This is a genomic window from Microbacterium sp. bgisy189, assembly GCF_057707225.1.
This window is the reverse complement of sequence record NZ_JBYIPT010000003.1, coordinates 304,654-317,920: the sequence shown is the minus strand read 5'-3', so window position 1 is coordinate 317,920 and position 13,267 is coordinate 304,654. Positions and strand designations below refer to the sequence as shown.

6 protein-coding genes are annotated in these 13,267 nt (G+C 74.0%); 4 read left to right on the top strand and 2 right to left on the bottom strand.

Translation table 11 applies throughout. The features are described from left to right. Positions 1-82: 82 nt before the first annotated feature. Both AC3ENX_RS06745 and AC3ENX_RS06740 read right to left on the bottom strand, forming a co-directional pair. Complete coding sequence (locus AC3ENX_RS06745) at positions 83-1,090, bottom strand: DUF2332 domain-containing protein (RefSeq protein ID WP_434811098.1); 1,008 nt, start codon at positions 1,088-1,090, stop codon at positions 83-85. A 10-nt stretch (positions 1,091-1,100) separates the two neighbouring features. Beyond that, a complete protein-coding gene (locus AC3ENX_RS06740; RefSeq protein WP_434811097.1) occupies positions 1,101-1,370 on the bottom strand; it encodes a hypothetical protein in 270 nt (89 codons plus the stop codon). Positions 1,371-1,588: 218 nt separating this feature from the next. On the opposite strand from AC3ENX_RS06740, the gene AC3ENX_RS06735 reads away from it, so the two are divergent. From AC3ENX_RS06735 to AC3ENX_RS06720, 4 genes are read left to right on the top strand one after another with little or no spacing between them, the layout of a single operon-like run. Next, a complete protein-coding gene (locus AC3ENX_RS06735; protein WP_434811096.1) occupies positions 1,589-4,348 on the top strand; it encodes a DUF6603 domain-containing protein in 2,760 nt (919 codons plus the stop codon). After that, positions 4,345-7,452 (top strand): hypothetical protein, encoded by a 3,108-nt coding sequence (locus tag AC3ENX_RS06730; protein WP_434811095.1) that lies wholly within the window; start codon positions 4,345-4,347, stop codon positions 7,450-7,452. The genes AC3ENX_RS06735 and AC3ENX_RS06730 overlap by 4 nt, the downstream gene beginning before the upstream one ends. Further along, entirely contained in the window at positions 7,445-11,521 is a 4,077-nt protein-coding gene (locus AC3ENX_RS06725) for a hypothetical protein (RefSeq protein ID WP_434811094.1), read from the top strand. Before AC3ENX_RS06730 ends, AC3ENX_RS06725 begins: the two co-directional genes overlap by 8 nt. After that, a complete protein-coding gene (locus tag AC3ENX_RS06720) occupies positions 11,518-13,260 on the top strand; it encodes a hypothetical protein (protein WP_434811093.1) in 1,743 nt (580 codons plus the stop codon). Before AC3ENX_RS06725 ends, AC3ENX_RS06720 begins: the two co-directional genes overlap by 4 nt. Positions 13,261-13,267 lie beyond the last annotated feature (7 nt).

The window sequence follows — 13,267 nt, the reverse complement described above, 5'->3', positions numbered from 1 at the left end:
GGGCAGCCGGTCGAGTTGGTGGCACTCGTTGTCGCTCGCCGGTGCGCTGCGCGACAACAAGTGCCACGAAGTCGGCAGGGGGTCATCGGAAGGGGAGCACCTCGTACGTTGCGCCGTGCTGTCCGGCGAGGGCGACGGGGCGGGTGTCGACGGTCTGCACGAAGCGGTGGTGCGTGTCTAGGGCGTCGGGCACCGGCGGGTGGTAGACGGGCAGGGTGCCGATGCCCTCGTTCGACAGCCACACGAGATCGCGGCCGGCGCGCACCCGGTCGATCGTGGCGGCGAACTCGCGCCGGCCGTCGGCGTCGAGGTAGAGCAGCACGGCCGAATGGAAGACGACCAGGGTTGCGTCGGCGGGCGCCTCAGCGACGAGCGGCTCGAGCTGCTCGCGGATGTCGCCCGCCACGACCCGAGCCCGGTCGGATGCCGCGATCGCCGCCGCACCGCGCAACCGTGCGACCCGGGTGTCGTGGTCGGGGCCCGGCCAGATCAGGTTCGCGAGCCAGGCGACCGCATCGCTGTCGGCCGGATCGATCGGCGACAGGTCGATGCCGGCGCGCCACACGACCTCCGGCATCCGCTCGGGTGCGGCGGCGGCGTCATCCAGCCGGCAGTCGAGCACGACCTCGCTCGGGCCCGAGGCCGGGTCGAGAGCGCGCGGACCGTCCGGGGTTGCGTACCGGTAGCTGTACCGGTCCGGATGCAGGCAGAGTCCGGCCGCGGTGCCCGTCTCGAGCAGCGCGACCGGACCGTCGATGCGTGAGAGCACCGGCAGCAGCGTCGCGCAACGCGTCGCCTCGTTGGTCTGCGTCGCCCGCGTCGAGGCGAGCGCGGCGACGTCGTCGACGTGCGCCAGGAACCACTCGCGGAAGTCGCGATAGCCGGTGAGGGGACACCCCAGCCACCGCGCGCACGCGAACACGAGGTTCGGCTGCCGCTTCAGCCTCGGCAGCGCGACGATGTGCGCGAGCGCCTCGGCATCGTCCGCGATGCCCACCGCCCACTCCTCGTAGAGGGGCGATGTGCCGTGCGCCCATCGCCGACCGAAGTCGTCGTAGTGCGCGGCGTAGACCTCGAGGTCGGCGGTCACGGCACCTGCATCACCAGACGATGCCGCCGCCGAGCGAGATGCCGCCCCACGTGAGCGCGATGAAGATCGCGGCGAACACGACGGGGGCGATGCCCTTGCCGCCGCGGGCGAGGCCCTTGAGCAGCCCGATCACCCCGAAGATCGCAGCGACGACAGAAAGGCCACCGCCGAGGATCAGTCCGATGAAGAGGGGGATCGGCATGAGGATGAGGCCGGCCAGCCCCACCCAGAACGCCACCCAAGCAGACGGATTCGAACGGTTCGCGGCGACATCAGACATGGCCCGATTCTCGCAGATCGCGCCTGTGGCGCACCTGCAGGTCACCGCTGTTGACACCGGAACCCCGACCGGATCACACTGAGATGGCCTCGCTACCTGGTGGAGGCGGCATCGCACCTCATGCCTCGAGGCGTCGCCCTTCTGGACGGCGCCGCAGCCGACGGGCTGCGCCTCCGCGATTCACGCGGTTCTAGCGATCTGCACCGTGGTGGGGTCCCATGCACGAGGTTCCCGAGAAGCTCCTCAGCGCCGCACTCCAGTACGCCCTCGCGCGGGTGCGCGAGCATGCAACCGTGGCGCAGATCGAGGCCCTCGTTGGGGGCGCAGCACGCGACGCGGTCGCCGTGAAGACCCACCTCGACCAAGCCGCCGTCCACGCGCAGAACGCGGCAGCCGCGCTTGCCGTACCCGACGTCGTCACCGGCATCCGCGAAGCCCGGTCCGCGGTCGAGCTTGTGCTGCAGGCCATCCAGACCGCCGACCCCGACGCGGCGCCGGGGACACTCGTCGAACGGATCCTCGATGACGTGCAACCGGGCGCCCTCGTGCGCCAACTCGGCCTGCACGACCCGACCGCGAAGGTCACCGGCTCGCGGGTCGAACTGACCTGGAGCGCCAACGACGTCGACGTCGCGATCCTGCAGATCGGCGAGCTATCCCTCACGCTCGCGCTCGACCCGGCCGGACTCTCGATGACCCTCGCCGCAGAGCGCGCGAAGCTGGATCTCGGCGAGGGCACGAGCGGCCTCGTGCAGCTGCTGATCGGCGCAGCAGGCTCCGCCGAGACGAGCGTGTCGTTCACAGTGGATGCCGCCGGCCTCACCGTCGCCGGATCCGCCGGTCCGCTCACGCTCCCGGGACGCCTGGCAGCGCAGGTCGTCGACCTCGACGGCATCGAGCTGTCGCTCGCGCCGCGCGACGACGGCATCCGCATCGAGATCCGCAGCCGCCTCGCCGCCGACGTCGGCGGCGTCATCACGGCCCGCGTCGACGGCGCCGGACTCGCGCTGGTCCTCCGGCCCGCGGCACTCCTTCGCGGGGATGTCGCCTTCTGGCGCGACAGTGCCGCCCTCGTGCCGCTGCCACCGCACGGCATCGGGCTCGCGCTCGAGGTCGGCCCCGCCAGCGGTGGGGGATACCTCGGGACCGTCCCGGGCGGGTTCGGCGGCGCCCTCGAACTGAGCCTCGGCCCCGTGAAGGTATCCGGCTACGGCCTGTTCTTCAGCGAGGGCGGCGCGGTCGGCTTCGTCGCGGTCGTCTCGGTGCGCTTCGTCGTGCCGATCGAGCTCGGGTTCCTCTTCACCCTCAACGCGGTCGGCGGGGTCGTCGGGCTGAACGTGAACGTCGACACCGCACGGCTCGCCGCCGGCATCAAGGACGGCGTGCTCGACGCGCTCTTCTTCCCCGACGACGTGGTGCGCGCGGCCCCGACGATTCTGAAGACGCTCGCGAACGTGTTCCCCCGGCATCCGGGCGGCTTCGTCCTCGGTCCGATGGTGCAGCTCGGCTGGGGCCGGCCCATCAGCCTCGCGACGCTCGACGTCGGGGTCATCGTCGCGGTCCCCGACCCGGTGGTCGTCATCATTGGGCGCGCCCGCTGTGCCCTGCCGCACCCCGATGCCGCCATCATCGACCTGCGGGCCGCTGTGCTGGTGCAGGTCGGCCGTGGGATCATCCTGCTGCGAGCGGAACTGTACCAATCGCGCATCGCGTTCCTGTCTGTATCCGGGGGCATCGGGCTCCTGCTGCGGTTCGGCGACGACGCCACCGTCGTCTTCAGCGCCGGCGGATTCCACCCGACCTACGCCCACAAGCCCGCTGAGCTCGCCGACCTCAGCCGTATCGGCGCGGAGCTGTCGCCGCCGATCGGACTGCAGTTGCGACTGCAGGGGTACGTCGCGATCACCCCCAACACCCTGCAGTTCGGCGGATCGATCGAGATCGGGCTGTCGATCGGTGTCGCGGCCGTCCGCGGGCGGGCATCGCTCGACACCATCATCCAATTCGACCCGTTTCACTTCACCGCGAGCATCAGCGCGAGCGCCCACGTCGAGGCATTCGGCATTTCGCTCCTCGGCGTCAAGCTGGCGCTGGAACTGTCAGGGCCGGGTCCGATTCGCATCAGCGGCGCCGGAAAAATCAGCCTGCCGTGGCCACTGCCGGACCCGAGTCTCGACTTCGGCCCGATCGAGATCGGCGACGGCCCGCCGCCTGGACCCCCACCGCCCGCAATCAGCCCGCTGCCGCTCGTGGCGGCCGAGCTTCGCAAGCCCGAGGCGTGGCGCCGCATCGACCGCGCGGCGCAGCGCGTACCGGTGCGCCTCGCCCCGCTTCCCGAGGGCGCCGCCGGCGTCCTCGTCGAACCGTGGGGGCTGCTCGCGGCGACCCAGCGGGCATTCCCGTTCGAGATGACCCTCGAGCGGGTTGGGTCCGCACAGGTCGCCCCCGCGGGATGCCGGCTGCGCATCGCCAAGGTTGTGATCGGGTCGACGGTCGACCATTCGCCGCTGCCCGAATCCTTCCCGATCGGACAGTTCCTCGCGCTCACGAAGGACGAGCAGCTCCGCGCCCCCGAATTCGAGGACCGCGCCGGCGGCATCGCGATCGACCCGGCGGATGCCGTCGCCGGCGGCGCGGAGCTGCGCGCGCACGCGACCGAGGCCACGCTCTCCTACGAGGACAGTTGGGCAGATGACCCGTCTCGCTGGCCGGCGAGGAGCCTGCTGAAGTTCGTCGGATGGGAGGCCTCGGTACTCGGTGCCGGACCCGCTGGCGCGACTGCTTTGCGCACCGGCGACCGCTACGCGCCGGTCGAGGACGTCCGCCGGATCGAGGTCGTCGCCGCCAGCGCCAGTCGCGTCACCGACATCGACTCCGGCGCGGAGGTCGCCGGCATCCAGCCCTGGAGTGACGCCCTACAGGTCGCCCGTCGCAGCGCCGGTGGGTTCGGCGCCCTCACGAAGGTGGTGGCGCCGTGACGGATGACGTGACCGTCCGCCCCGATCCGATCTCGCCGACCGACGCGAACCCTGAGAGTTTCACGTTCGTCCCGTACGTGCGCGCCGGCGCCGCGGCCGGCATCACCGCCCGATTCACCGAGGGGATGCCGGCCCGCGCCACCATGCACGTGCAGGTCACCGTCGAGGACGGCGCCGGTGGGACGGAACTCGTCGACACGACGGACATCGTCGTGCGGGGTCCCGGGGATGTGACCGGGATCGATCCGGCGCAGGTCATCCGTCGCTACCCACAACCCGGGACGGGGTCGGCGAGCACCGCCGACCTGGTCCACGTCGAGTTCGACCAGCCCGACCTGCCGTGGATGTTCACGCCGGCGGCGCCCGTCGACGGGCGGCTGCCGCCGTGGCTGCGGCTGGTCGTCGTGCCGACCGATTCGATCCGCGCGGACCTGCCGCCCGCGGGCGCGGAGCTGCCCCCGGTCATCCGCGTGCCCGTCGCCGAACTTCCGCCACCGGAGGAGGGCTGGGCGTGGGCGCACGCGCAGCTCAGCGGTGCCGACCTCAACGAGGCAGCGCTCGTCGGCCGGGCAGGATCGGGCTCGCCGGCGCTCAACCTGTCGCGGCTGCTTTGCCCTCGGCGTCTCGAGCCGAATCGCGCGTGGACGGCGCTCGTGGTCCCCGCCTTCCAGCCTGGCGTGCGGGCGGCATTCGGCGCTGCCGAGCCGCCGGGAGAGACCCTTGCCTGGTCCTGGGGCAGCGGCGGCGGGACGGCCGACCTGCCGTTCTACGACCGATGGGAGTTCGCGACCGGCGATCCGAAGGACTTCGAGCAGCTCGCGGAGGATGTGGAGCCGGTGCCGCCGCCGCCCGGCATCGGGCGTCGCCTCGTCGACACGACGCATCCCGGTGCCGGCATCGACGCCTCCGCGACAGGCGGCCCCCGCCATGTCCGAGGCGCCCTCGTCCGGGCCGTGTTCGGCCCCGAGCCCGAACCGGTCTCGAACGCGGGCGTCTGGGACGCGACCGTCACCGATCCGCTTCGCGCCATCATCGACCCCCCGGCCGACGACGGTGACCCGGTCGTCGGGCCGCCGCTGTACGGCGGTGCCCACCTGCAGCGCGACCGGGTGCCCGCAGCGGGGGCCGAACCGGCGTGGCTCGTCGACCTCGCCCTCGACCCCGCCGACCGGATCGCCGCCGCCCTGGGCGCGGCCGTCGTGCGGATGGATCAGGAAGACCTGATGGCGGGCGCGTGGTCGCAGCTGGAGAACGTGCGCGCCGCGAACGCCGTGCTGCGTGCCGCCCAACTGTCGCTGTTCGCGCAAACCTCCCTCCACGCCCGGAGCCTCGGGCGGATGGCACCCGGGGCGGTCCTCGGCGTCACCGCCCGAGCCCATGCGCACCTCGCTGGAGCTCCGGGCGCGACCGCTCGGGGCGTCGTAGGCGCGAGCGCGTTGCCCCCGGCCGCGATCGGCGCCACCGCGCGGCGGCTGGTGCGTCCGCTCGGCCGCGCCGCCCGCTTCGGAGCCGTCGAGGAGCGGGCCGATCGCGCCGTCGCGGTCATCGCGGACGGGGACACGGGCGCCGACTGGGTGCTCCCCATCGCCGGCCCCCGCACCGCCGGCATCCGCGGGGCGCTCGACGCCCTCGAGCGCGGCGACCTCGATCCGGTCGTCTCTGCCGTCGAGGACGCGCCGCTGCAAGGGCTGCTCGACGCGCTGGACGCGCTCCCGACCCCCGAAGAGGTCGGCGCGATCCCCGGACACCCCGACGACGACCCGGAGGGGGAGCTCATCGCGACCGCCCTCGCGCTCGCGTTCGGGATCGTCGCCACGCGCAACGAATGGGCGGTGCCTGGCGCGGCGATCGCGCGATTCCCGGATGCCGGCGTGTCCGCCGACGACCCGGGCCCCTTCGAACAGGACCTGCTGACCTTCCGGGTGCTCATGCCGATCTGGGACGCCCTCGCCGGCGCCGGATTCAGCGGCTACAGCCCCTACGAGCCGGGCGATCGGCCCGACGGGGGGGAGCAGCAGCCGCTGCCCGGGACGGTGATCGAGGCGTTCGGGGAGGCCGTGCTCGACGCGGACGAGCCTGTCGAGCTGGCGCGGCCTCGACTCGACCTCGCCGCCCTGGACCTCGTCGGGAAGCTGCGCCCCGCCCTCACCGTGCCGCGCCGCGTGGCGACCCGCCTGCCGGGACTCGCGGCGCTGCTGGGCCGGCCGGAAGACGCGATCGACACCGTGATGGTCGCGCCGGAGTTCCGGCATCCGCTGTACGAGGCGCTCAGCCGTTACGACCAGGAATGGCTCATGCCGGGGGTCGCCGCGATCTCCAAGCCCGACATGGTGACGGCGCTGCAGACCAACGGACGATTCGTGCAGTCGTTTCTCACCGGAGCGAACCACGAGTTCGCACGCGAGCTCGTGTGGCGGGAGTACCCCACGGACGGCCGTGGCACGAGCCTCGCCCGGTTCTGGACGCCCGCCCCCGACCTACGCCCCCTCCACACCCTCACGACCGGAGGGCTGGGCGAGGGCATCGATCCGCTCCGCTCCGGCAAGCTCGTGCTCGTCGTGCGCGGCGAGGTGGTGCGCCGGTTCCCGCACCTGCTCGCGATCGCCGCGCAGGGTCGTGCCGCCCAGGGTGCGGTGCGCGGCTACCCCGTCGACTACCACAGCCCCGTCACCGAGCTCTTCCGCATCGCGCTGGTGCCGAACCTGCTGCTGGTCGGCATCGACCTCACCGCGAGCGCCGTCTCCGCCGCCGACGCGACCGTCGGCGCGCCGCCCCCGGACGGTGCCTACTGGTTCACGCTCGGCGAGCACGTCGGGGCGCCCCGGTTCGGGCTCGACGAGGCTGACCCTCGACCGGAGCCGAGGACGCGCGATGAACTGGGCTGGGCGGACTGGGCGCCCCTGGTCGGCGCGCACCTGCCGGCGACGCTCTCGGCGACCGTGCGCACAGTCGTCGACACTCCCGAACCCGACGTATACGCGGGCGCGTACGCGGGCCGGCCCGCCACGAGCGCGCTGCTCGCGTGGACCCTGTTCCAGAAACCGTCACGGATGGGGTTCCGCCTCGCACAGCTGCTCGGGAGGATGGAGGCCGGCGATGGCTGACCCGTGGGCGGACCTGGACCCCGGCGTGCCGCTGCTCCTCGTGCCGGTGCGCATCGAGACGCAGTCGCAGCAGACCCCTGACGGACTCGTGCTGCGGGTGCGCATCTCCCCCGACGACCTGTCCGTCGACCCCGTCACCGGTGCCACGCACCTGCTGCCCGAGCGCTTCCGCGTGCGCGTCGTGCAGGGAGGTGTCGTCACCGCGGAGCAGGAGGGCGCACCCGTCGACCTCGCGTCGGTCGGCGTCGCGCTCGGCGCGGCCGGGGACGACGCCGCGTTCGAGGCGGGGGCGACGGCCCTGCGCGCGCTCGCGGACGGTGACCCGTCCGGTCCCGCCTGGCTGCGCGACTACGCGGGGGCCGAGGCGGCGGGTCTGGCGATCACGGTGCCACTGCCGTCGGACGACCGCATCGATCTGCTCACGGTCACCGGCGCGCGCAGCGGGGGAGCGGATGCCGGCGCCTCCGCCGTGCGGGATGCGCTCGCCGCGCACCCCGGGCTCTCCCTCGTCGCCGCCGGCACCCCCACGAACAACACCGAGCGCGCCCGCGCGGACGATGCGCCTCCGGCCTTGTCGACCGCCGGTCCCCGTCTGCTCTCCCATGCCTTCGGGATACCTGACCCGGGCGGGCTGGCAGGCATGTCGGGCACGATCCTCGACCCCGACCTTCCGGGCGCCGCGAGCGACGCGCTGTGGCCGGTGACGTGGGAGCCGTGGCTGGCAGCGACGTGGCGCACCCGGGCGCTCGGCCCCTACGAGACGGCCGAGCTGCAGCAGTACATCGCCGCGCATGTGCGTCCCGCCGGCCCGCTCCCGGCGGTGCGGATCGGGGCGCAGCCCTACGGCATCCTCCCCGTCGTCACCGCCGCCGACTATCGGCCTGACGACGCCGCGGAGGCGCTGGTCGCCGCAGCGGTGCGCCACGCGGCGCCGATCTGGTCGGCCGCGGCCGCGCCCCCGACGGTCATGACCGGTGACCTGCGCGACACCCTCCCACAGATCCTCGGGCTCGCTCCGACGAGCCGGAACGTGCGGATTCGGCAGATCCTCCACCCCGGCGGGGTCGTCCTCGCCGGAGCGGAGGAGAGGGCGTCGGTCGCGCGCGAGATCGAGCGGGCCGCGGATCTCCCGCCGGGTGCGCTGAGGGGACTCCCCGATCTCGGCACACCCCGCGTGCTGGGGCTGCCGCTCGTCGCCGACGACGACCCTGACGTCCTGCGCCTGCTCGCCGAGCAAGCACCGTCCACCGCCGACGCGAGCGTGTTGCAGGTGTTGCTCTCGGCGGCACGCGCGCGCTCCCTCGCGACCGTGCGTGCGGCGCGGCGACGGCTGCTCGAGCTCACCGACTTCGTGAACGAAGCGCATGAGCGCGTCCTCGACGGCCCGCCCGGCGACGCCCAGGACCGACTCCGGCAGGACATCGTGCAACGCGTGCCGATTCTGGTCGAGGCCGTGCATCCAGATGCCGCGGGCGCCGTCGCCGACATCCTGTTTCCCGAGCTGTTCGACCTCGACATCGCCACGCGCGACCCGATCGCCGCCGACGCCCTCGCGCGGCTGCGCGAACACCTGCCGTGGATCACCCGTGCCGGACGCCTCGCGCCGCGGATCACCGGGCGGGGACTGTTCGGACCCGGTCCCCGCAGCGCCGCCCGTGAGATCCTGGCTGCCCTGGTCGCCTACCTCGCCGCGCTCGAGGTCGTCCGACGCGCCCGCCTCGGGATCGCGCGGCTCGCCGATGCGGAGGATGCCGACATCCGTGCCGCGGTGTTCGCCGGCGCCCTCGACGTGTGCTCGCATCGCTTCGACGCGTGGGCGACCGCGCTCGCGAGCGGACGACTGGCCCGGCTGCGGCGGGATGCGCCGACGGGCATCTCGATCGGCGCGTACGCGTGGGTCGAAGACATCACGCTCACCCCACGCGCCGCCGGCGACGACCCGCAGGAGGCGGGCGGCGTCGGGTGGGTGCAGGCGCCGTCGCCGCGGCACGCCGCCGCCGCGGCGGTGCTGCGAAGCGCCCGCCTCACCCACGCGCCCGCGGACGGCCCCGACGACCCGCTCGACCTCGACGTCAGCAGCACGCGCACGCGCGAGGCGACCGCGATCGTGCGCGGGATGCGCGCGGGGCAGGAGCTCGCGGCCCTGCTCGGCTACCGCTTCGAACGGTGGCTCCACGAGACGGACCCATCGTTGAACCGGTTCGTTCCGGCGCTGCGGGCCCTCGCCCCGCTCACCGTCGGCCGCGAGACCCCCACGGTCACCGCTGAGCCGTCGCTCGTGCTGACCGGGTCGGTCGTCGACGGCCGCGTGCTCCCCCAGAAAGCCGCCGAGCTCGGCGCGCAGCTCACCGACCCCGCTCGACTCGGCGGGGTGCGCGTCGCCGATGACGTCGAGATCGCGACCGTCAGCACGCTCGTGGCCAGGCTCGCCCAGGTCGCCGACGCCGTCGCAGACCTGCTGCTTGCCGAAGGCGTGCAGCAGCTCGTCACCGGAGACCGCGCCCGCGCTGCGGCGGCGATGGACGCGCTGTCGGGCGAGCTCCTGCCCGAGGAGCCCGAGATCCCCGTCGCCGCGGGCGAGCGCGCCGGCGCGACCGCGCGAGTCGCGATTCTCGGCGGCGCCGAGGCAGCCGGCGCGGCGGACGGGTGGCAGGCCGGCATCCGCGCTGCCGCGCACCCGTTCCTGGAGGCCTGGTGCCGGAGCGTCCTCGGACGCGCCGACCGGATCGTCGTCGCCCGCACCGCGGGCGGGCAGAACCGGCTGCTCGCGCCGTTCGGGCTCAGTGCCCTCGACCTCGTCGTCGCAGCCGACGGCACTCCCGAGGGTCTCGGTCGCCTGTGGGCGCGGCTACGGCGCCGACGGCCGACGCTGCCGCTCGCGCCGTTCCTGGGTCGACCGACCGGCACCGGGCGGATCAGCCTCGGCGAGGCGTGGCAGCTCGCGAGCGCCGCCCGGGCCGTGCTCGGCGGCGCGCGCGGTGCCGAACCCGACGACCTCGTCGCTGCCGGCGCACGAAGCGAACTCGCCCGGCACACCCTCGACACCGCCGCGCTCACGGCGCGGTTGGATGCGGTGCTGGACGGGCTCGACGCTGTCGTTGCCGCACTCCCGGATCCCGCGTCGGCGACTGTTCCCCGCCTGCGCGTCGCCGCCGACGCACTTGCCGCGATCGGGGTCGGCGACACGACCGACCCGGACGTCCTCGTCCCCGCTGACGGCGACGCCGACGGTGCGGATTCGGCGCTTCGCGCCTTCGTGGCCGACGGCGCCGCGACGCTCGACCGGCGCCGCGCCCGTGCCCGCACGCTCGCCGACGACGGGCGAACCGCCGAAGCCCTCGCGGACCTCCTCGGCCCGCTCCCGGTCGTACAGCGCCTGGTCCCGCCTCCGACGGGCGCCGCGATCGTCCACGCGCGAGTCCCGGCGGCGGCCAGCGCGGGCATCCGCCGATGGGTCGCCCGGATGGGGACGGTCCGTCCCCCGGTGGGACGCTGGACGACGCTCGCAGCCATCCGGCGCGCGACCGGGCGCGCCGGCGAACTCGCGGCTGCGGTGTTCGTCCCGCCGCCGCATCCGCCGGCGTGGTTCGGCGATGCGCTCCCACCCGACGGGGTTGCGACCTCGATCGTCTACGAGTCACTGCCCGGATTCGCGGCATCCGGCGCGATCGCCGGGCTGATCCTCGACGACTGGGCCGAGCACCGGCCGGCGCTGCGCACCGTCTCCAGCCCCGAGGAGGAGACCCCGTCGCGTCAGGAGTCGCTGGTGGAGACCGGGCTCGCGTTGCACGCGAACGCTCCCGCCGCGCGGGCGCCGCAGGCGCTCCTGCTGGCCGTCTCGCCGGACGACGGCGGGTGGAGCGAGACCCGGATCGACGCGGTGCTCGCCGAGGTGCGCGGCCTCCTGCGGATGCGCCTCGCGACGCCCGCCGACCTCCCGCTGGTCGGAGACGTGCTGCCTGCCATCGCCCTCGACCACTGGTCCGCCTTCGACGAGCCGACGATCGACCCGCGCGCTCTCCGCGCGCTCGCCGTCGACGTGCCGACGTTCGCGAGGAGCGAGCCGTGAGCGTGTTCCGCCGGTTCCTGCCGCCGCTGACCTCGATGCAGCCGCTGCGCAGCCGCGTCGAGCCGAACCCCGTCAGCGGGGACCCCGCCGTCGGCCTTCAGGCTGCCGTCGCCGATCCGCTGTGGCTCCTGGGTCGGCAGTGGCAAGTGGGGGAGTTCGCCGGCGAAGATACCGGCACCCCGCTCGCCATCGAGATCACCGCCGAGTTCGAACCGTTGACCGCCTGGCATCCCGGCCCCCTCTCTGTCGGCGGCGATTGGCTGCCGCTTCCTCCGGGCGCCCCCCTCGAAGCCCTCGTCGAACGGGAGGCCGGGGCCGTCGCCGGTACCCGGGCGCGGGATGCCGCCGCGTGGGCGCTGCATGACGAGCTGTCCCGGCTCGGCGAGGGTCGCGCGGTCGACGCGCTTCTGACCCACTGCCCGCTCCGGCCACCTGATATCCCGCCCGACGCCACCCCCGCCGCCGACGCAGTCGGCATGGGCACGTTCCTCGCGGGACGAGCGCTCGACCCGGACGCCGTCGCCATGGCTTTCGCAGACGGCGAGCCCGACTGGTTCGCCGCTGCCTTGCGCGCCGGTGCCGCCCGACGGGCGGCGGCCCGCGCCGCGATCACCGACTGGCTCGCGTGGTGGGGGGCGGAGTTCGGGGCGACCGGCGAGAGCAGCTGGGTCGCGGGCGCCCTCGAATACGGGTTCGCGCTGGCGACCGGGACCCGCGTCCTGGAAGCACCCGCGTACGCAGGCGGCGAGATCGGCTGGGCGAGCCTGGACGCGGTCCCTGACGAGCTCCCGCCCGGGCCTCCCGAGCCGCCGGTGACCTTCGTGCGTCACGTGCTCGCGTCACGGCTCGGGTTCGCCGGCATGCCGGCATCCCGGTTCTGGGAGTTCGAAGACGCCGCGATCGACCTCGGGGCCGTCTGGGCGGACCCCCACGAACTTGCCCGGGTCCTCGTGGTCGAGGCGGCGATCGTCACCGGCGACGACTGGCTCGTGCTGCCCGTGGACACGCCACCCGGCGGCATCCTGCGGGTCACCGAGGTCCGCTGGCGCGACACGTTCGGGTCGGAGTGGGTCGCGCCCGAGCGGCGCAGCGTCGCGGCGGCCGGGCGACGCCGTGCCCCGTGGCGGATCTTCACAACGACCGAGGGTGGTCAGCGCGACGGCGACGTCGGTGATGCGCGGCGCGAGATCGACGGGCTCGTCGTGCCACCGGCATCCGCCCCCACCCTCGAGGGGTCGCCCATCGAGGACGTGCGATTCGTCCGCGACGAGACCGCCAACCTCGTCTGGGCCATCGTGCAGACCGTCCCGGGCGGATCCGGTGATCCGGTGCCCGTGACCGCGCGCGCCGCCCCCGATCCCGCTCCCATCGCACCCGGGGATGCCGATCCCGGCGAGGTGCTCGGGTACGAACTGATGAGCTTCGTGCCCGACACGTGGCGCCCTTATGTGCCCCGCCTCGGTGACGACGGGGTGACACTCCACCGTGCTCGACTCGCCGCAGCCGAGGGTGCACCGCCGGGCGGTGTGCTGCTCGACGAGGAGGCCCAGCGCGTGATCCGAGCAGCCGAGGTGCCGCGGGAAGGGGTTCGCGTCCAGCGGGTGCCGCGGGTCGCGCGTCGCGCCGACGGCACCTGGGACGTGTGGATCGGCCGACGCGTTCGCCCCGGGTACGGGGAGGGGGAGAGCGCGTTGCGATTCGATGCGACGCGACGGCCGTCCCCCGATCGGGGTGCGTAGCCTGGTG